Below are 22,557 nucleotides of genomic sequence, written 5' to 3' on the forward strand. Positions count from 1 at the left end.
TATCAGTTTATAAATTATTGATGCTTATTACATATCCTCATACATCAAAGGCATTTTAATAATCACTTCCGTACCATCTGCGCTGCCATCGGCCAGTACCAGGTCAGTTATTTTGATAGATGTATCCAATTGTTTTTTATGCTGCAGCATCTCTATCCGGCTGGCCGTTATCTGCATTCCTATGGATTTATGGATGGATGCAGATTTACTTTTCAATTCCGCAGCTTTTTTTCTGCCAATACCATCATCCGTGATCCGGCAACACAATGAATCTTCTTCCTGAAACAATTTAATTTCCAAATGCCCTTTTTCTTCTTTATTCATCAGCCCATGCCAGATGGCATTTTCAGCATAAGGCTGAATGATCAGCGGAGGAATTTTAATGATGTCAGTATCAAGCTCATCTTCGATAGTGATCTTAAATTCAAAATGATAATCAAATCGTAGTGCTTCCAGTTCCAGATACAATTGCAGTGATTCCAATTCGCTTTCCAAAGAAATCAATGCTTGCTGTGAATTTTGCAAAATCAATCTTACTAATCTTGAAAATTTGGTAAGATATTCCGATGCCCGTGCTTTATTGTTTTGAAGGATGAAACGATTGATTGAATTAAGTGAATTAAAAATAAAATGTGGATTCATTTGGGCACGAAGGGCCTGCATTTCTAATTCAGTCTTTTGTTGTTGGAGTTCTGCTACTTGTTTTTCTTTTTCGCTTTGTTGCAAACGCTGCTTGAATTTTTGATGTATGCGCCAGCGAATTAAGCCATAGTATGAAGCAACCAGGCAAAGGGTGGCAACTACTCTAAATAACCAGGTATTCCACCATGGAGGTTTAATTATAATGGTAATCGAAGTGCCGTTTTCATTCCAAACGCCATCATTGTTGGTTCCTTTTACTCTAAAGGTATAGGTACCCGGGTCAATATTGGTATAGGCTGCGTAACGTCTCGATCCGCTATATATCCAATCTTTATCAACCCCTTCCAGTTTATACGCATATTGGTTTTTGGATGGATTGTAATAGCTTAAAGAGGAGAATTCAAAAGAGAAATAATTTTGATTGTGCTTCAAAACAATTTCTGTTAATTCGATAGCACCTTTTACCAGCGTATCGAAAAGTTTAAATTGGGTAATAACGATAGGTGCTACATAACTATTCGCTTTAATCTGGAGGGGATCGAAAAAATTAAATCCATTGTTACCGCCGAAATATAAGGTACCGTCGCTGGCTTTAAAGCAAGCACCCTTACTCATAGTCGTTTTATCAACCGCGACAAAAACGTTGCTTTGCAAGCCATCTTTGTAGTCATAATTGGTAAAAATTTTTGTACCAGGATCAAATCGTGAAAGACCATTAGAAGTACCTACCCAAAGCTGGCCTTTGTTGTCTGTTAAAATGGAATACACATTATTAGCAGGAAGCCCGTGTTTTTCGGTGAAGGTTGTAAATTTTTCTTTTTGATAATCGAAATAACACAAGCCTCCCGATAAAGTTCCGAGCCAAAGATTTCCTTTTGAATCTTCGAAAATAGTCTTCACAACATTTTGACTGATGCTGGTAGAATCCCCCGGAATATATCTATAATGCTCGAAGCGGCCGGTTCGCTTATTAAATCTATCCGTTGCCTTGCTGCCGTTGCCAACCCATATATTATCCCTTGAATCGGCACAAACAGTTATAGCCGCTCCATCACTAATACCATTTGTTGTATTTGCAGGATCATAATAATGATGCAGAAACTCACCTTTTTTTTCATCAAAACGCTTAAGGCCGTTCGCTGTTCCTAACCAAAGGAACCCCTCCCGGTCTTCAGCAATAGAAAAAATAAATCGGGTGTGCTCGTCTTTGGTGTTATAGTGAATGAATTTGCCGGTTTGTTTATTTAATTGAGATAACACATCTCCATTGCATACCCAAAGATGTCCATGCCTGTCTTCAAATAGGGCCGTAATGCTATCAGACTTCAATGTTGTTTTAGGGCTGGCGGGGTTACGCCTGAAATGAGCAAATCGATTGGTTTTTCTATCCCAACGATTCAATCCTCCACCATAAGTGGCTATCCAAATAATCCCGGATGAATCTTCTATTATTGAGGTAACTGCATTATTACTTAAAGAGTTTAAATTGTTTGGATCCCGACGTATGAGCCCGAAAGGTTTAGGATTCAGGTTTGCTTTACTAAGTTTTCCTCCCCATGAACCAGCATATAAAATTCCTGCGCTGTCAATATGTAATGAAATAACAATATCAGAACTTAAGCTATGGCTATCGTTTGAATCATGCAAATAAGTTGTAAAAACACTGCGGTCACTGCTAAGCCTATTTAGCCCTTTATCTGTAGCAATCCATAAATTTCCCTCCTGGTCTTCTTTTATCAGATTGGCCATCTTGTTATGAATATTTTTCAAATCATGCAGGTAACGTTTAAATAAACCTGTCTTTTTGTCGAAACTATTTAAACCCTTATCAGTTGCAAGCCACATTATACCCTCATGGTCTTCGAAAATGGATCTTACATGATTACTGCTTAAGCTATTCGGATTACTTGGGTCATATTGGTAATGAGTGAAACTTACTCCGGAAAGTTTGCCAGCTTTTTTAGCAGTTAAATTTATTCTGTGCAGCCCTGTTGGATTGCCTACCCATAATGTACCAGCCTTGTCTTTATAAATACAGTTCACCCAAAGTATTTCAAAACGCTCATCCACAAAAATTCCCTTTTGCCTATCTAAGCGGCACAAGCCACCCATAAAACTTCCGGCCCATATCATTCCATCGCGGTCTTCGTTAACCGCAGAAATATTTGGGTCAGAAAATTTTGCATTTGGGTCAGGTTTAAAACGAGTAAATTTTTCAGTAGATCTGTCAAACCTGCACAGGCCTTCATACGTGCCAACCCATATAAAACCATATTTATCTTCCCAGATAGTGTATATAGTATTTTGAGAAAGGGAACTGGAATCAAACGGATCAAACTGGTATTTCGTAAAAGAATACCCATCATACTTATTTAAACCATCCATTGTACCGAACCAGATGTATCCTTTGCTGTCCTGCAAAATGGCCGATACATTGTTATTTGAAAGACCTTCTTCAATACCTACATGTTCAAAACGTAAACTTTCGTTTTGGGCATTGCTACTTTGTTTAAAACTAAAAAGTATAAACAGGCAAAATATCCCAGACTTATAAAAAAAAATCATTGCTTGTCATTTAAATCAATCTACAATTTCAATATTACTTCGATTTAAACACCAGGTATTGAAATAACAAATCCGGTATCTAAAATTCAGACACCTGTTCTAATATCCATCATTTTGTACCAGGTTATGATTAACCGCTAATTGTTCATAGGGAATTGGGAACAATAAATATTTCGTTTCGCTCGGATCCTCTTTTTCCTGGAAGGACTTAAGATATTTACCGAAGCGAATCATGTCCTGCCTTCGCCAGTTCTCCCACCACAGTTCCATTCCGCGTTCATCAAATAAAACATCGAGGTTTATCGAAGAAAGAGCAGTGGCGTTTCTTGACGGATGTGTACGGATCGTATTTACAATAGCACGTGCAGCATCAGCATCGCCCGGCCTTGCTCTCAATATGGCTTCAGCTTTCATCAACAATACGTCGGGAAAACGGAAATAAACAAATTCATTCCTCGCGGGGCTGCCCCAAAAAAAGAAATTCAAATAGTCCGGTGCGTACTTTATTGGCCTGATGCCCGGCATATCCAGGTTTGGTCCCGGCTCAATATTTTTTACCTCGGGAGTAAAAATAACCGGAAGAGTCCCGTCAGAAAGTGAATCACCTGTGAAGAGATCGTATTGTTGGCCTATCAGAAATCCAACATTAACTCTGTTACCGGGATTACCAGGAGAGCCAGGATATGTATAAACAGCTTCTCTTCTTTTATCGGTGGACTCAAATTTGTTATAAAACTTGGATAAGGTGGTATAGCCATTAAAACCACCCTGTGTATAATGGAGGGCATTATGCCATGCAAATTGCAGCTTATAGCCACCATCGGCATTACTTAATTGTGTAAAAATATTTTCATGGATCTTCATACCATTAACGGGAGAAAAATTATCAAAGTAATTATCACTGAAAGAAAATTTACCGCTGTTGATTATTTCATCTGCGAGGCTTATCACTTTGTTCATATCTGCTGGCTCAAATGAAGGATTGGCCCTGTTTTTATAGACAGCTTTGTTAAGATAACATTTCATCAACAGCACTTTTGCGGCATATTTATTTGCTTTACCTGCGGGCGGAAAATCCGGCAGATCGGACTGTACATCATTTATTTCACTGATAATATAGGTAAGCGCATCTAGCCCAATACGAACCTTAGCTGGCTGAATGACATTCTCTCCCGATTCCCGGTAAGGAACCTGGTCAAACAGATCCAACAGCCAGTACATGGCGAATGCCCGGAGAAATCTTGCTTCAGCCCTTTGCTGAGTAGTAGGATTATATTGAAGCATGTCTGTTGCAGCAAAAACAACTCCGCCCAGGCTTTTGAAACAATCACGTATTGAAGCATGACCTGGATCCCATTTATGCTGGTGCAGTGCACGCCACATTCCATTATCATCCCAATCGTTGCCACGTGTGGGTACTATTGCTTCATCTGTTGTAATATCGGATAACGCAAATATTTCAAAGTGACCGGTGAAGGTGGGTTCCAGTGATCCATATACACCGCGCAACAATTCAGCAGCAGAATTATTTGCCACCTGCCCGATGGTAAGATTCCCGCCAACTGTTTCATTTAGTTTTTTACAACTACATATGAATACAATTGAAATGAATATGATAAAAGCTGATCTCCCGGTTTTCATACATTTTATTCAACATGGTTATAAAGAAAAGTTTATTCCTAAAATGAATGATCTTGACGAAGGATAACGGGCAAAGTCAATACCAAAAGAGGGTATTCCATTAATCTTTCTATCTATGTTAACCTCAGGATCAAATCCTGAATATTTCGTTATCAGGAATAGGTTCTGCGCTGTTATGTACACGTTCGTTCTTTTAAAGGTTTTTGCCAGATCTCCTGCGTCGTAAGAAATCGTCAGGTTGCTCATTTTTAGATAACTGCCTTTTTCAATATATCTTGACGAAGGTGATTGTGACGGATTAGCAAAGTCTTCTTTTACAGGATCCTGGTATACTGATAGTGCGATATTTCCTCCCTTAATACCTCCGACATTCAGGAAGTTCATAAGAGTAGCATTGTAAATATCATGTCCAAAGCTTCCATTCATATTCGCTATTAGTGAAAACTTTTTATAACGAAAAGTTGAGCTGATGCCTAATAAGGTTTTAGGATTTGGATCTCCAACATAGTAAAAAGTATTACCATTATCCTCGTAAATCGAAAACCCTGTTGATTTATCAAGTCCTAAAAAATTTCTGGTATAAAAGGCGCCCATAGGAAGCCCGTTTTGTATTATTTCAACCGGGACACCCGAAACATCACCTGTGTATACTGAAGTGGGTAAACCGGAAACATTATTTTTAAGGAACGTTGCATTGACTGCTAAGTTCCATGTGAATTTTTCTTTCCTGATAACTGATGCATTTATCAAAACTTCAAATCCCTTATTTATTATTTCACCATCTAAATTGATCCACCTGACAGTAGAGCTTGGAGGTGCAGGCTGAATTGGAGGACTCGGAAATAATAAGTTGGTAGTTGTTTTGCTAAAATAATCCATTGTTCCCGTGATCCTGTTATTGAATATTGAAAAGTCAATACCAATATTATATTGTCTGTCCGATTGCCACTTCAGATCAGGATTGGGGTTATTTATTTGAATAATGTTCCCATTATTTTGAAAAGCATATAATGCCTGTGAAGAACCTGGCGGGAATTCCTGGTTGCCGGTTTTACCCCATCCACCCCTCATCTTAAGAGAATTGATCAGGTCAATTTTAAAAAACTTTTCTTTACTGATATTCCACGCAAAGGCAAAAGAGGGAAAATAACCGTACTTGTTGTTCGATCCAAATTTGCTGGAGCCATCTGCTCTGAATGTTGCCGTTAACAGGTATTTATCTTTATAATTAAATATGGTCCTTCCAAAAAATGATCTTAATTCAGATGATGGATCTATGAAAGAAGAAATGCTGCGACCATTTACATCGGAAAATTGAACATAATTAGTATAATCCAGCCCATAATTGCCAAATCCTGCAGGCTGAGCTCCATTACCGCTAAGACCAAATCCCTTATTTATAAATTTCATAAACTCATATCCAGCCACTGCATTTAAATGGAGGTCTTCAAAAATTTCTTTATTAAAGTCCAGCGTGTTTGTGATTTGTTCAGTTGTAAGTTCGCTTTGCTTTATAGTTGCCAGACCTGTTCCCGGAAAAAAAGGATATACATTAAGTGCCTGGTTAACGGAAGACCGTGATATGCCGGAACTATAATTAATGCTAACGAGTAATTTATATTCAAGCCAATCTGAAAATTTATAATAGGGGGAGATACTTCCTAACAGAGTAGTAACTTTTAAATTGTCTCTTTCGAATTTTGACAAGACAAGGGGATTAACAGAACCTCCCGGCACTATTTTAACAGATCCGTCAGCATTTTTTAATGAATCTGTAGGATTCCATGTTAAGGCCTTTGCAATTATCCCGTCGTAACCAGTATTAAGATTAAGAGCTGAAACATTCTGAAAATATTGACTTGAGTTTAAATGAAAATCTAATCCTAACTTTTTACTGGTAAGTAATTTTAAATTTGTTGATATGTCTGCACTGTATTTTTTAAAACCTGTATTGATCACAATACCATCCTGGTTTAAAAACCCTACCGAAAAACGATATTTTCCATTTTCATTTCCGCCACTGCCGGCAATAGAATAATTTTGTTGCAGGCCATTTCGCAAAATCTCATCCATGGCATCCACGTCTGCACCTTTGTTAAAAGAAGGGTCAACCCCATAATAAATAATAGCATCCCTGTATTCCGCAGCATTTAATACACGTATTTTTTTCAAAACGGATGAAACCCCTGCCGAAATAGCAACATCAAGTTTTGTTGAACCAGTTTGACCTTTTTTAGTATTTATTATTATTACACCATATGCAGCCCTCGACCCATATATCGCTGTTGCGGACGCATCCTTTAAAACGTCAATGGACGCTATGTCTGAAGGATTAAGAAAATTCAGCGGATTGTTACCGGCTTGTAAGGATCTTCCATCTAAAGGAACACCATCTACTACATATAAAGGCTGACCAGTACCGGAGAGTGCGGAGTTACCCCTGATCTTAACTGTGATGGCCCCACCAGGTTGCCCATTATTGTTTATTATTTGAACACCTGATACTTTGCCCTGTATCAATTGATCGGGAGAGGTAAAAATTCCGTTATTGAAATTCTTATCTGATACGGAGGCTACGGCTCCTGTCAGGTCTTTTTTCTTTGCTGTGCCATAACCAATCACCACCACTTCCTCCATATTATTGACAGCAAACGACAGCATGATAATAATAAATGCGTCACTTTTAACAGGTACGGATTTTCCTATTAATCCAACGGATGAAACAAGTAAAATATCCCCAGCCCCGGCTGCTATTGAAAACCTTCCATCTGCAGCGCTGAGAGTACCAACATTAGAACCTTTTACAGCAATGGTAGCACCATCCACCGGCTGATGATCGGCATCTAATACAAGTCCCGATATTTTTTTCTGGCTGAAGGCAAAACCATAATTAAGCAGAAAGCTCAGCAATAAAAGAAACAATCCGGTAAAAGAAGGATGAAGTAGATTCTTTGCCATAGCGGTAAGTTTTAGCTTCAATTAATGCTACTTGTTTCCTTAATGTGATATGCGGTTTTATAATAGAATTGGATGATGATTTGATTAATACCATGTCTTACTATGCTTTATGCATACAACACAGGTATTTTAATTATTACTTCCGTTCCAGCAGCGCTGCCATCAGCATTTACAAGATCGTTGATGGTTACCGGAGATTCATTTCCATTCAGTCGTTGTAGCATGGCGATCCTGTCAGCGGTTATCTTTAATCCCATTGATTTGTGCCGGGTGGCAGATTTGCTGGCTAATTCGGCCGCATGTTTACGGCCAATGCCATCATCAGTTATTTTTACAAACAGGTAATCTCCTTCTTGTATCATCTCTATATCTAAATCTCCTTTTTCTTCTTTATGCATCAGTCCATGCCAGATAGCGTTTTCAGCATAAGGCTGAATGATCAGCGGCGGCACTTTTAATATTTCAACATCCATATCTTTTGGTACTGAAATTTTATAGGTAAAATGATGTTCAAAACGCAATGCTTCGAGATCGAGATATAATTTCAATGCTTCCAGTTCGCTTTCCAATGTGATCAAAGACACCTGTGAGTTCTGCAATATCATCCGCACCAGTTTTGAAAACTTGGTAAGGTATTCCGAAGCCTTTGCTTTGTTATTTTGAAGTATAAAACGATTGATAGAATTAAGCGAATTAAAAATAAAATGAGGGTTCATTTGTGCACGAAGGGCCTGCATTTCCAGTTCGGTGGCCTGTTGTTGAAGTTCTGCTTTAGTTCTATCTGCTTCTGATTTTTGTAAGTTTAATGCATTTTCAATTTGTTTTCTTTTAATAATCTCATTCCGTCGCTTTAATAAAATATTCCTGAACACAACGATGCTTAGTAAGGTAAAGCCAATCATACAGATGAAAAGAATTTGCTTTTGCTGCTGCTGAATTTTTTTTTCTTTACTTAACAATGTAATTTTTGATTCCTGTTGTTCATCTTCAATTTTCATTTCAGTAATACCCATGTTTCTTAATTGTACATCTCTTGCAAGGGAGTCTTTCATGGCAGTGTAAAGAAGAGAATATTTGTAGGCGCTATCTGTTTTGCCCTGCTGATCATATAGTTTCCAGTACAATTCATATCCATCTCGTATATATTGTCTTGCCCCGGTAGTTTGAGCCACCTTCAGCAATTGCTTCGCGTATTGAAAGCATTGCGTGGTTTTTTTTTGACCTTCATATATCCACGCAACATCATACAATACCCTCATTGTAAAAGGATTAGTAGGAAAAGAAAATTGCAGGGGATTTATAAAATATTCAAGTGCTTTATCATATTTTTTTTGGGCCAGATAAGTTTCTCCAATATTTATTTCAGGATCCGAAAGGAAAGTTTTCCTGATAACAGGATCTGCCAATATCCGTGTAATAAGATAATGGGCACGTTCATAATAGTACCTTGCAGAATCATAGTTATGCAGCAAAACGTACATATCGCCCATCCTGGAATTATAAATATCCGGGAGCTTATTTTCTTTAGCTCTTTGTGCGCTTAAACGGTAATAGACTAAAGCGGTTTTTTCATCACCTGCATCTTTATATAAATTGGCCATATAATAATTCCCCCACATGAATAGCGAGCGTCGTGAGCCATTCTCTACTAGTTTCCGGCTGATGTCCATGTCTTTTCGGAAGTATTCAAAAGCTTTTTCATAATAGCCCTGGGCCTCATAAGTCTTTCCAATTACCCTGTATGTATATGCCATGCGTTCTTCATCGTGTATACCCTTATAGTAAGGTAAAGTCTTTTCAAACAAAGTTCTTGCTTCATCAAATCTGAGTTGAAGTAAAAAATTATAACCAAGTATTCTGATAGCATTATTATATTCTTTTAAAGCATGAATTTCTTTATACAAATCAGGAACCTGCCTGAAATATTTTTCTGCGCCATGTATATCACTCCGTTCCTGTGTTATTTGCCCAAGATTCTGTAAGCTCTCCGCGATGCCTTTCGTGAAATTTAGTTTAACAGCCAACTCATAAGCTTCCTTTGCATAGTTCCATGCGGTATCTGTATTGAATATCAAATACTCAGGGCTTGACCTGTTCAGGCAATTTACCCTTACAGTATCTTTTGCAGTAAGTAATATTCTTTGTAAACTGTCAATCCTTGCTTTTTGCAACCTGTGTTGCTCATAAATCTGTTCTTCCTGTTGTCGTATTATTTCATTTTGTGCCGCGCAAAAAACAATCAATAGAATCTGCGCAGAAAAAGTTAATATGAATTTTAAGTGCCTCATTTTGGAAAGAACAATTAATTTGTAATGAGGGAGCAGACCTGGTTTGATATTCGGTTAGGGCAACCGATGTCAACCTTTGTAAGAAAGTACTATAAAGGTAGAGCCTGTCTGAATATTAAACCATTTTCTTTGGTTCCAAATTTCCATGAATACCGGTGATTTTTTGGCGGCGATGAGCAGTCTGCGGTTTAAAAGGGTAATGAGTTGCTTTGGACGGGTAATTTTCAGTTTGAGAAGCCTTGTTTGAGCTAAAGGCTGTAATTTCCCTGCTTATAATTATCTCTTTGAAGAAATTTTTAGCCTGTTTTTTCTTTTCATTGTCACTATTCTCATGCCCAGGATTTAAATTATTACCTGCCAGAGAGAGTGTTTCCTACAAGAGTAGTGAAAATATATTTTGTAACTTGTAGTTATGAATGAAGTAAGAGAACCCGAAGTTGCTTACGGTAAAAATAAATTTACTGTTGAAGAATACCTCCGGTTTGAGAGAGCAGCTTCAGAAAGACATGAATATTACCAGGGAGAAATTTTTCGCATGGCCTAACTGAAAATAAGAACTAGTTCTGATTTATCTTTTAACTGACACAGTGACCTTACATTCAGTGTCGCTCAGAAACGTATGGTACCTTTTCGAATCTCACCAAAGTCAGTATCACCCATCAAACACACCCCTAAATAAAAAACGATACCCGCAGGTATCGTTTCACTGGAAATTAAATATGTCTATTACAGAGAATATGCCTGCAGCATTGCATCCCTTCTCTCTAAAACAGAACTGCCATTACTCAAAAATTCATCTACTTTTCTTGCACATTCCCTCCCTTCGCTAATGGCCCATACAACGAGTGATTGACCACGGCGCACATCACCGGCTGCAAATATCTTGGATAAGTTTGTCTGGTAACTTTTTTCGGTTGCTTTCACATTGCCTCTTTCATCTTTTTCTATTTCCAACTGATCCAGCAAGCCGGCATGTTGTGGGTGCAAAAAGCCCATCGCCAGTAATGCTAATTCACAGGGAATTTCTCTTTCACTTCCCGGTCTTTCTTCGAATCGTGCCGGTCTGCCATCCTCTGATGCTTTCCACTCAAGGTCCACAATCTTCAATGCTTTCAGGTTGCCTTTTCCGTCGCCAATAAATTCTTTGGTAGCGATAGACCAGTTTCTTTCACAACCTTCTTCATGAGAAGAAGTAGTTTTTAACACCATCGGGTACGTGGGCCATGGCATCAGGTTCGTTCTTTCGGCTGGTGGTTTTGGCAACAATTCAAATTGCGTCACTGATTTAGCACCATGACGATTGGAAGTACCCACGCAGTCTGAGCCTGTATCACCGCCACCGATCACTACTACGTTTTTGCCTTCGGCTATAATATTTTCAGCAAGAATATTGCTTTCAATGTTTGCATTTGCAAAAGGATCCAGGCCTGCATTGCGTTTATTCTGTTGTTTAAGAAACTGCATCGCAAAATAAACTCCTTTCAGGTCACGACCTGGAATATCAAGATTTCTTGGAACAGTAGAGCCACAAGCCAACACGATGGCATTGTATTCACGCAGCAAATCATTGATGTTGACATTTACACCAACATTAGCTTTGCATTGAAAAGTTATTCCTTCTTCTTCGAGCAATTTTACTCTGCGGTCAACCACCCATTTTTCCAGTTTGAAATCAGGAATACCGTATTGCAATAAACCACCGGGCTTGTCATCTCTTTCAAACACCGTAACCGTATGACCAGCATAGTTCAATTGCGCCGCAGCAGCAAGACCTGCAGGACCTGAACCAATCACTGCTACTTTTTTACCGGAGCGAAGATTAGGTTTTTTAGGTTTTACAAAACCTTTTTCAAAGGCGATCTCGATGATATGCTTTTCTATTTCTTCAATCGCTACGGGTGGTTGATTGATGCCTAATACACAAGCCGACTCACAAGGCGCAGGGCAGATGCGTCCGGTAAACTCGGGAAAATTATTGGTTGATACCAGCACATCATAAGCCTCTTTCCAGTCCTGGCGATACACCGCATCATTGAATTCAGGTATTACATTTCCCAGCGGGCATCCGCTATGGCAAAAAGGAACCCCACAATTCATACAACGGGCGGCCTGCTGATTGAGCTTATCATCACTGAATTTTTCTACAAACTCATCATAATGCTGCAATCTCTCAGCTACTGGTTTTTTGCCCGGCAATTCTCTTGTAAATTCTTTGAATCCTGTTGGTTTGCCCATTTGAATTAGTTGTCTTTTATCTTTTTTATTTTTTTTGTTACCGGCTGAAGTGCTGCTATCATCGTCCCTTGTGTCACTCACTTCAGCGCCTGCCTGCCGACAGGCAGGTTCTGTTCACTACTCAACAATTACTTGGTAATCTCAACTCCCACTTTTTTCTGTTGCAACGCCTTCTTGTAATCGGTTGGGAATACTTTCACAAAATGTTGTAACTGGTTATCCAGGTCCTGCAAAATGAACTTTGCTACAGTACTTCCGGTATACTCCAGATGTCTTTGGATCATGGTGAACAGCTCATTTTTGTCCTCCAGTTCACAGGCATCAAGATCTACCATTTCTGTATTACAGTTCTCCCTGAATTTGCCATTGACATCATATACATAAGCAATACCGCCGCTCATACCTGCTGCAAAGTTTCTTCCCGTGTCACCCAATATCACCACTTTGCCACCGGTCATGTACTCACAACCGTGATCACCCACACCTTCCACTACTACATTGGCGCCTGAATTACGAACGCCGAAACGTTCACCTGCTTTACCACGAATAAAAGCTTCACCACCTGTTGCGCCGTAGAAGGCCACATTACCGATGATGCTATTTTCTTCAGGCGTAAAAGTTGCCTTTTTATCAGGGTAAATGATCAGTCTTGCACCGCTCAATCCTTTACCGAAATAATCGTTGGCATCACCTTCTATTTCAAGGGTGACACCCTTTGTATTGAATGCGCCAAAGCTTTGACCTGCTGTACCGGTAAATTTGAAATGAATGGTATCATCAGGTAAACCTGCCGCTTTGTACTTTTTAGTGATTTCATTCGAGAGAATGGTACCCGCTGTGCGGTCTGTATTGATGATGTTGAATTCAGCTTTTACTTTTTGTTGTGACTCCAGCGCAGGTTTTGCAGCTTCCAATAATTTCCAATCCAGCACATTTTCAATTCCGTGATCCTGTTCTTCCTGGCAATATAAGCCTGTATATGGTGAAGCAGGCTCCTTGTACAGGATCGGGGAGAGATCCAGTTTTTTATATTTCCAGTGTGCAATATTTTCTCTTGCCTCCAGGTTTTCAACCTGGCCCACCATTTCATTGATTGTTTTGTAGCCGAGGTCAGCCATGATTTCTCTCAGCTCCTGCACCATGAACTGGAAAAAATTCACTACATGTTCCGCAGCCCCATTAAAACGTTTCCTCAAATCTGGATCCTGTGTAGCAACACCAACAGGGCAGGTGTTTAAATGGCACTTGCGCATCAGAATGCAACCTTCAACTACCAGGGCAGCCGTTGCAATGCCCCATTCTTCAGCTCCAAGCAAAGTAGCAATGGCAATATCACGACCTGTTTTCATTTGGCCATCTGCCTGTACAACCACCCGGCTGCGCAGTTTATTTTTCACCAGTGTTTGGTGTGTTTCTGCCAGGCCTAGTTCCCATGGTAAACCGGCATGCCTGATCGATGATACCGGTGAGGCACCTGTACCACCATCATGACCAGCGATCAATACTACATCCGCTTTTGCTTTCGTAACACCAGCAGCGATTGTACCAACCCCGGCTTTACTTACCAGTTTTACACTGATTCTTGCCTTACGGTTGGCATTTTTCAAATCGAATATTAGCTGGGCTAAATCTTCGATGGAGTAGATATCGTGGTGTGGTGGTGGTGAGATCAAACCCACACCTGGAGTAGAGTGTCTTGTTTTACCAATCCACTCGTCTACTTTATGACCGGGTAACTGTCCCCCTTCGCCAGGTTTTGCACCCTGCGCCATTTTGATCTGTAACTCATCAGCTTCCGTCAGGTACAAACTGGTAACACCAAATCTTGCAGAAGCTACCTGTTTGATAGCACTGCGCATTGAATCACCATTGGGCAATGGATCATATCTTCTTTCGTCTTCACCTCCTTCACCCGTATTGCTTTTACCACCGAGACGGTTCATCGCAATAGCCAATGTGGTGTGTGCTTCCCAGGAAATAGAACCAAAGCTCATCGCCCCTGTAGCAAAACGTTTATAGATATTTTCCGCCGGTTCTACTTCATCAATGGAGATAGATGGCCGGCTCTTCTTGAATTGAAATAAGCTGCGAAGTGTACAGGCTTTTTCACCCTGCTCATTCACCAGCTTTGAATATTTTTTGAACGTACTATAATCATTCATCCTTGTTGCGTTCTGCAACAGGTGAATGGTTTGCGGGTTGAACAAATGGAACTCGCCTTTGCGTTTCCACTGGTAAACACCACCCACGGGTAAGCGGTCAACAGGGATATCTTTTTTGTTGAAGGCAAAGTAATGTTTTACCAATGCTTCTTTTGCGATTTCATCAAGCCCCATTCCCTCAATACGGGAGGTGGCACCCGTGAAATATTTATTAACGACTTCTTTATTCAGTCCGAGTATTTCAAATATCTGCGCACCCTGGTAAGACTGCAAAGTTGAAATACCCATCTTTGAAAACACTTTCAGCAAACCCTCATTCACCGCCTTGATATAATTTTTCTTCAGTTGATCTTCGTGTAAGGTGGTTTGCAGCTTGCCTGTCTCTTTCATATCACGAATAGAAGACAAAGCGAGGTAAGGGTTAATTGCAGTAGCGCCGAAGGCAATCAGGCAGGCGAAGTGATGTACTTCCCATGCATCACCTGCCTCTACAATGATGCCAACCTGTCCACGTAGTCCTTTACGGATGAGGTGATGGTGCACGGCAGCTACAGCCAAAAGAGAAGGAATAGGAGCATGGTCGGAGTCAACTGCCCGATCCTGTAATATCAATACCTTAAAGCCGTCTTCTACTGAATCAACTGCATAGCGGCAAATCCTGTCCAATGCAGCTTTCAGCGATCCGGGTTTACCATCGGCTTTGAAATAACATTGCAGGGTTTTGGCCTGGAAAAGTCCTGTGTCAATACTCCTGATCTTTTCCAAATCATGATTGTTGAGTATCGGTTGTTTCAAAGAAACACAATGGCAGGTCAATGGATCTTCAATCAACAAATTCCCATTGTTACCAACAAAACTCACCAGTGACATTACCAATCTTTCACGGATAGGATCGATAGGGGGATTGGTAACCTGCGCAAATAATTGTTTGAAATAACTGCTTAAATGCTGTGGCTGATCACTCAACACGGCCAAAGGTGTGTCTGTGCCCATAGAACCAATCGGCTCTTTGCCATCGACCGCCATTGGGGCAATGATGTTGTCAAGATCTTCGGTGGTGTAACCAAATGCCTTTTGATATTTAAACACATGCTCATGTTCAAGATGTGTAAAAGTGATCCTTGGCTCAGGCAACTCTTCCAACCTGATCTTATATTTATTCAACCATTCGCCATAAGGTTTTTGCGAACAGATTTGTTCTTTTAATTCTTTATCACTGATGATCTTTCCCTGTTCCATGTCAACCACGAACATCTTTCCAGGTTGCAACCTTCCTTTTTCAATGATAGTAGAAGGATCTACTGGCAGTGCACCTGATTCCGAAGCCATGATCACACGGTCATCTGTTGTTACACAATACCTGGAAGGACGCAAACCGTTTCTATCCAGCGTAGCACCAATTATTTTTCCATCGGTAAAGGAGATAGAAGCAGGTCCATCCCAAGGCTCCATCATTGCCGAATGGAATTCATAGAAAGCTTTTTTCACCGGGTCCATTTGCTCATTACCATCCCATGCCTCTGGTATCAGCATCATCATCACGTGGGGTAAAGAACGACCGGTAAGAGTCAGCAGTTCGATCATGTTATCGAGACAGGCAGAATCACTTTGTCCTTCTGTTACGATCGGCAGAAGCATCTCCATTTCTTCTTTGGTGAAGTAAGGAGAAGTAAATCCTTTTTCGCTTGTCTTCAGCCAGTTCAGATTTCCTTGTAAGGTGTTGATCTCACCGTTGTGTGCAATGTAGCGGAACGGTTGGGCCAGTTTCCACGAAGGAAAAGTGTTGGTCGCAAAACGGGAATGCACTAAACCGAATGCACTCACCATTCTTTTATTATTAAGATCGGTAAAATATTTTCTTACCTGGTTGCTGGTCAATTGCCCTTTGTAAACAATGGTTTTATAAGAAAGAGAAGCGATGTAAAAACCGATTTCATCTTTCTTTACCGTGTTTAAAATGGTATGGCTCGCCAGGTTGCGGAGAATATAAAGCTTGCGCTCAAAATCATCAGGGCTGGAAATATGATCAGGGCAGGCAACGAATACATGCTCCATCTCAGGTTCAACACTCAAGGCCGTAGGTCCGATGTCACTGGTATTAACAGGCACTTTGCGATAGGCCAAAATGTCAAGGCCGAGTATTTCAGCGGTGCGGTTGAAAATATCACGGCATTCTTCACGCAATCTTATTTCCTTCGGGAAAAAGATAACACCAACTCCATACTTTCCGTAAGAGGGGAGATGCACGCCCAACTTGATACATTCATCAAAGAAAAACTCGTGTGGCATTTGAATCATTATGCCTGCTCCATCACCACTGTTGGCATCACATCCACAGGCACCGCGGTGCTCCATGTTTTCCAATACGGTTAAAGCATCAGAAATGTTTTGATGTGATTTGTAACCTTTGATGTTTGCTACAAAACCGATACCGCATGCATCATGCTCATACGAAGGGTGATATAAACCAATGTTGCTTGCCATAGGCAAAGTAATAGTTTAGATAAATTATAAAAAAATATAGAAAAGGTTAAACGTATGGCAAGTAAGCCTGTAAATTACTGCTTTTTTTTCAAAGGATTGTTCATCTTAGCCACTTATTTTCCACAAGACTTGTAGGCTAATAAGTGTTCGCAGGATAGGTCTATGAATTCTTGTTTTCGATCATGTTTTCTGAGCTCCAAAGTTATACCAGGTAGCCAAAAAGTGTATCATCCTTATTGAGTTCGGTGTAATTAATATGATACTTTTTCATGTTTGTCAGTAAAATGTCATAATCTTCCCGGTTCTTCAACTCTATGCCGATCAATGCAGGACCGCTTTCTTTATTGGTCTTCTGCATATATTCAAACCGGGTGATGTCATCTGTTGGGCCCAAAACGTGGTTGACAAACTCTTTTAGTGCTCCCGGTCGCTGGGCAAAATTGATGAGGAAATAATGTTTTAACCCTTCATATTGCAAACTTCTTTCCTTGATTTCCGGCATGCGGTCGATATCATTGTTGCCGCCGCTGACGATGCAGACAATATTTTTTCCCTTGATTTCCTGCGCATAGTCGTCCAATGCCGCTATACTCAAAGCACCGGCAGGCTCCGCGACAATCGCATCTTCATTGTATAGTTTTAAGATGGTAGTGCAAACTTTTCCTTCCGGCACCAGGTGCATATCGTCCAGCACGTCTTTGCAAATGGAAAAAGTAAGATCACCGATCCGCTTCACGGCGGCTCCATCTACAAAACGATCAATACTGTCTAATGTAACGGGATAGCCATTTTTTAATGCTTCTGTCATGGAAGGCGCACCTTCCGGCTCCAGGCCAATGATCTTTGTTTTAGGAGAATACATTTTAAAGTAAGTGCCAACACCTGCACTAAGCCCGCCACCACCAACCGGCACAAACATATAATCCACATCAGAAAGATCTTCTAATATTTCAAGCGCCACCGTTCCCTGGCCTTCAATGATACGGGGATCATCGAAGGGGGGGATAAAAACCATTTGATTTTTTTCGGTGAATTTTTTGGCCGCGATAGCACAATCATCAAATGTGTCGCCGATCAATTTCACTTCGATATTATCCTCACCAAACATTTTGGTTTGATTCACTTTTTGCCTGGGAGTAATGACCGGCATGAAAACAACGCCTTTAACACCTAGTCTTTTACAACTATAAGCAAAACCCTGGGCATGATTGCCTGCACTGGCACACACCACGCCTTTTGCCAATTGTTCTTTTGGCAGGCTGCTCATCATATTGTAAGCGCCACGCAGTTTATAGGAGCGAACTACCTGCAGGTCTTCCCTTTTCAAATAAACATTACATTGGTATTTACGGGAAAGATGAATGTTTAACTGAAGCGGAGTTCTTGTTACAATATTTTTTAGCCGCCTGGCAGCATCATCAAACTTCAATGAATAGTTTGATGATGCTGTGTCAGCAGGAAATCCAGTTGTATTTGTTACCGGTTGTTTCACGTCTTTTACAATTAGCCGACCGATTCAGTTTTTTCCGCCTGGTGTCTGAATGTATCTTTTACAGACCCCGAAGCAGGCTCAACAACAACGGCGGGTTTTTGATTTTCTGGTCTCAGGCTTCTCACTGTTTTACCAGCTTGCCACAATTCACTTTCACGCAATTCTTTCAATTCTTCTTCGAGCTTTTCACGATAATCAACTTTACTGTTGCTATCGATCGAACGCTGTGATTCTTTACCGGAGGCTACGCTTTCATACAATTCTTTGAAAACAGGCGCTGTTGCGTCGCGGAATTTTTTCCACCAATCCAAAGCACCACGCTGTGCGGTAGTAGAGCAGTTGGCATACATCCAATCCATACCATTCTCTGCTACCAATGGCATCAGTGATTGTGTTAATTCTTCTACTGTTTCGTTGAAGGCTTCTGAAGGAGTATGGCCTTTGTCTCTTAATACCTGGTATTGCGCTGCAAATATCCCCTGGATAGCACCCATCAGCGTTCCTCTTTCGCCGGTCAGGTCTGAGTAAACTTCTTTTTTGAAATCTGTTTCAAACAGGTAACCACTGCCAACAGCGATACCCAATGCAATAACTCTTTCAAATGCTTTGCCTGTAGCATCCTGGAAAATAGCATAGGAGCTATTTAAACCACGGCCCTGCAAAAACATTCTGCGAAGAGATGTGCCTGATCCTTTAGGTGCTACAAGGAACACATCCACGTCCGCTGGCGGAACAATGCCTGTTTGCTCGTTGAATGTGATGCCAAAGCCATGAGAAAAATATAATGCCTTACCGGGAGTTAAATGTTTTTTTACTGTTGGCCACAGCGCAATCTGTGCAGCATCACTCAGCAGGTAGCAGATGATGGTACCGCGTTGCAATGCTTCTTCAATTTCAAACAAAGTTTCACCAGGCACAAATCCGTCACGAATAGCTTTATCCCATGTCTTTGAATCTTTACGCTGACCAACGATAACGTTGATGCCGTTATCTTTTTGATTCAACGCCTGGCCCGGACCTTGTACGCCGTAACCAATAACTGCTACTGTTTCATTTTTTAAAACTTCCTGTGCTTTTGACAGAGGAAATTCTTCTCTCGTTACCACATTTTCCAATGTGCCACCAAAATTTAGTTGTGCCATTTTTTATTGTTGTTTAAAAGTTTAAAATATTATTGAACCATTGATTTATGTAAGACGGCTCTTTTGAGAGCCAGGCAATAGCCAAAATGTAATTGATCATGACCTGCTGCATAATGCAGCGCTTCTTCGCAGCTTTCAATCTTTACTCCCATGGAAGTGGTAAAAGCCTGGTATTCTTCAAAGGTTCCCGCTTCCCAATCTTCCCGGAATTCATCTATCAGTTGAATCGCCTGCTGCTTAAAAAAATTGATCTCTTCCTGTCCGATGTATTCACCGGGTTTTGAACCACGCTGATATTTTTCTATATATTCTTTATCGATCTTCATTTGCTTTTCCGCTTTTGCATAACACAGGATCTGCTGCGAGACGACAATATGTGCAAAATTCCAGGCGATATTATTATTAAACCCTTCAGGTATTTCGTTGAGCTGATCGGTTGTTAAACTATCTACCAGGTTAATGAAAACCTGCCTGTTCTGTTTTGTTATGTTAAACTGGTTTGTCATAACAATTACATGCTAAACACTTTTTCATTATCACTAAGGAATTCATTTTCTATCAACTCTTCACTTGGATCTTTACGTTCAAAATCTTTTAATCGTTCATGGAAGCCAGCACTGTCTTTGATGATAGCAACTCTTGCACTGCGAACAAATTCGATCAGTCCGTACGGCTCCAATACTTTTACCAGCTTATCGATTTCTTCATGATGACCTGTTGTTTCAAATACGATATAATCTTTTCTTATAGCTACCGCCCTGGCACCAAACTCCCGTAACAGGCGTTCCACTTTTACTTTCTCTGCTATTTCATCGGTAGATACTTTATACAAAGCCATTTCCTGCCAAACGAGTTCGTTGTCGGTGTTATAAAAAGCCCGGAGAATATCCACTTGCTTTTCAATCTGGCGTACCAGTTTTTTTACCACATCTTCTGTTTCGTGGATCACAATGGTAAAGCGATGAATCCCCTCTATTTCGCTGGGAGAGGTATTAAGGCTTTCAATATTTATTTTTCTCCTGGAGAAAATGGTGGATACACGGCTTATAATGCCAATCTGGTTTTCGGTATAAACTGTTATTGTATATTCTAGCTTTAGCATGTTTTATAGTCTTTAATTTTTATCTCCGGCTTACCGGAAAAATCATCATTCATCAGGCAGATTAGAGATCGTCTTTTGATAAAACAATTTCCGCCACTCCACGTCCCTGCGGTACCATAGGGAATACATTATTTTCCTTGCCCACCATTATTTCCAGCAAATAACTACCGTCATTGTCCAGCATTTCTTTCAATGCACTTTTCACATCCTTTCTTTCATGTATCCTTTTGCCGGGAATATTAAACCCTTTGGCTACCTGTACAAAGTCAGGGCTGGTGATATCAACAAACGAATATCTTTTTTCATGAAACAATTGTTGCCATTGACGCACCATCCCCAGGAACTGGTTGTTCAGGATGAGTATTTTGACATTGGGTTTAAACTGCATGATGGTACCCAACTCTTGCAGTGTCATTTGAAAGCCACCATCGCCGATAATGGCAACCGTTGTCCTCGAAGTATCGCCGTAGGCGGCACCAATTGCTGCTGGTAATGCAAATCCCATTGTTCCCAACCCTCCACTGGTGATATTACTTTTTGTTTGATTAAACTTTGCATAGCGGCAGGCTACCATTTGGTGCTGACCGACATCTGTTACGATGATGGCATCACCTTTTGTTAATTCGTTTAATTCTTTTATTACTTCGCCCATCGTTAAGATTTCACCGGTTGGGTTCAACTCTTCACGAATTACTTTTTCTTCTTCTTGTTGCTGGTAATCCCTGAACTTTTGTATCCATTGCGGGTAAACTTTTTGTTCGATCAGCTCCGTGAGTAAAGGAAGAGTTTCTTTACAATCGCCCCACACCGGCACGGTAGCTTTTACATTTTTGTCTACTTCTGCCGGATCAATATCGAGGTGAACAACTTTTGCCTGTTTTGCATATTTATCCAGCCGGCCGGTAACCCGATCATCGAAACGCATGCCGATAGCGATCAATACATCACACTCATTGGTCAGCACATTCGGCCCGTAATTTCCGTGCATGCCCAACATACCGACGCCCAATGGGTGATCAGTTGGTATAGCACTCATACCCATGATGGTCCAGGCAGCAGGGATACCGGATTTTTCAATAAAAGCTTTGAATTCTTTTTCGGCTTTGCCAAGAATAACGCCCTGCCCGAAAATCACAAATGGTTTCTCTGCACTGTTAATCAGTTGTGCCGCTTCTTCAATGTATTCTTTGCGTACTATCGGCTTAGGCCTGTAGCTGCGTATATGATCGCATTTTTTATAACCACTGTATTCGAACAGTTGTAGTTGCGCATTTTTGGTGATGTCAATTAATACCGGGCCGGGTCTTCCGCTTTTCGCTATGTAAAATGCTTTCGCCAATACATGAGGTATCTCTGTAGCATCAGTGATCTGGTAGTTCCATTTGGTTACTGGTGTTGTAATATTAATCACATCGGTTTCCTGGAAAGCATCTGTGCCCAACAAATGTGCAAACACCTGGCCTGTGACGCAGACAACAGCCGTGGAGTCAATCATTGCATCGGCTAAGCCGGTAACAAGATTAGTAGCACCCGGTCCGCTTGTTGCGAATACAACTCCCACTTCACCAGATGTACGGGCATAACCCTGTGCCGCATGTATTGCACCCTGTTCATGACGGACGAGTATATGTTTAAGCTGGTCACTATAATCATACAGGGCATCATAGATAGGCATGATGGCCCCGCCAGGGTAACCAAAAATGGTATCAACACCTTCAGCAATAAAAGCTTCCAGCACAGCGACCGAACCGCTAATACCCCCAACCCCTGAAGGGGTGTTTTGAAGATTCTTTGCCTTTGGTGTTTCTTGTATTTTTCGCAATGTTTCCATACTATTTTTATTGAT

12 protein-coding genes are annotated in these 22,557 nt (G+C 40.7%); 1 reads left to right on the forward strand and 11 read right to left on the reverse strand.

Annotated features, from left to right (window positions below):
- Window positions 1–27: 27 nt before the first annotated feature.
- The 4 genes from P2W73_RS06770 to P2W73_RS06785 form a co-directional block, all read right to left on the reverse strand.
- Window positions 28–3,207 carry a sensor histidine kinase gene (locus P2W73_RS06770; RefSeq protein WP_276501245.1) on the reverse strand — a complete coding sequence of 1,060 codons (3,180 nt, stop codon included), beginning with the start codon at window positions 3,205–3,207 and terminating at the stop codon, window positions 28–30.
- A gap of 99 nt (window positions 3,208–3,306) precedes the next feature.
- A complete protein-coding gene (locus tag P2W73_RS06775) occupies window positions 3,307–4,848 on the reverse strand; it encodes a RagB/SusD family nutrient uptake outer membrane protein (protein WP_276501246.1) in 1,542 nt (513 codons plus the stop codon).
- An 18-nt stretch (window positions 4,849–4,866) separates the two neighbouring features.
- A complete protein-coding gene (locus P2W73_RS06780; RefSeq protein ID WP_276501247.1) occupies window positions 4,867–7,806 on the reverse strand; it encodes a SusC/RagA family TonB-linked outer membrane protein in 2,940 nt (979 codons plus the stop codon).
- Window positions 7,807–7,913: 107 nt separating this feature from the next.
- A complete protein-coding gene (locus tag P2W73_RS06785) occupies window positions 7,914–10,094 on the reverse strand; it encodes a tetratricopeptide repeat-containing sensor histidine kinase (RefSeq protein WP_276501248.1) in 2,181 nt (726 codons plus the stop codon).
- Window positions 10,095–10,506: 412 nt separating this feature from the next.
- Between P2W73_RS06785 and P2W73_RS06790 the strand changes: the two genes are divergently transcribed.
- Window positions 10,507–10,638 carry a hypothetical protein gene (locus P2W73_RS06790; RefSeq protein ID WP_276501249.1) on the forward strand — a complete coding sequence of 44 codons (132 nt, stop codon included), beginning with the start codon at window positions 10,507–10,509 and terminating at the stop codon, window positions 10,636–10,638.
- Window positions 10,639–10,820: 182 nt separating this feature from the next.
- Here P2W73_RS06790 and P2W73_RS06795 read toward each other — a convergent pair whose 3' ends face one another.
- The 7 genes from P2W73_RS06795 to ilvB all read right to left on the reverse strand — a co-directional run bounded on the left by P2W73_RS06795 (window position 10,821) and on the right by ilvB (window position 22,542).
- Window positions 10,821–12,410 (reverse strand): glutamate synthase subunit beta, encoded by a 1,590-nt coding sequence (locus P2W73_RS06795; RefSeq protein WP_276501250.1) that lies wholly within the window; start codon window positions 12,408–12,410, stop codon window positions 10,821–10,823.
- A 47-nt stretch (window positions 12,411–12,457) separates the two neighbouring features.
- Entirely contained in the window at window positions 12,458–16,975 is a 4,518-nt protein-coding gene (gene gltB, locus P2W73_RS06800) for a glutamate synthase large subunit (RefSeq protein ID WP_276501251.1), read from the reverse strand.
- Window positions 16,976–17,177: 202 nt separating this feature from the next.
- Window positions 17,178–18,467 (reverse strand): threonine ammonia-lyase, encoded by a 1,290-nt coding sequence (ilvA, locus tag P2W73_RS06805; protein WP_276501252.1) that lies wholly within the window; start codon window positions 18,465–18,467, stop codon window positions 17,178–17,180.
- 11 nt (window positions 18,468–18,478) lie between these two features.
- The gene (ilvC, locus tag P2W73_RS06810; protein WP_276501253.1) at window positions 18,479–19,609 is read right to left on the reverse strand and encodes a ketol-acid reductoisomerase; all 1,131 of its coding nucleotides are present in this window, start codon (window positions 19,607–19,609) and stop codon (window positions 18,479–18,481) included.
- Window positions 19,610–19,638: 29 nt separating this feature from the next.
- On the reverse strand, window positions 19,639–20,115 hold the full coding sequence (locus P2W73_RS06815; RefSeq protein ID WP_276501254.1) for a DinB family protein: 477 nt from the start codon (window positions 20,113–20,115) through the stop codon (window positions 19,639–19,641).
- A gap of 5 nt (window positions 20,116–20,120) precedes the next feature.
- Entirely contained in the window at window positions 20,121–20,711 is a 591-nt protein-coding gene (gene ilvN / locus P2W73_RS06820; RefSeq protein WP_276501255.1) for an acetolactate synthase small subunit, read from the reverse strand.
- 61 nt (window positions 20,712–20,772) lie between these two features.
- Window positions 20,773–22,542 (reverse strand): biosynthetic-type acetolactate synthase large subunit, encoded by a 1,770-nt coding sequence (gene ilvB / locus P2W73_RS06825; protein ID WP_276501633.1) that lies wholly within the window; start codon window positions 22,540–22,542, stop codon window positions 20,773–20,775.
- Window positions 22,543–22,557 lie beyond the last annotated feature (15 nt).

The organism is Terrimonas pollutisoli (assembly GCF_029360765.1).
GTDB classification, from domain to species: Bacteria; Bacteroidota; Bacteroidia; order Chitinophagales; family Chitinophagaceae; genus Terrimonas_B; species Terrimonas_B pollutisoli.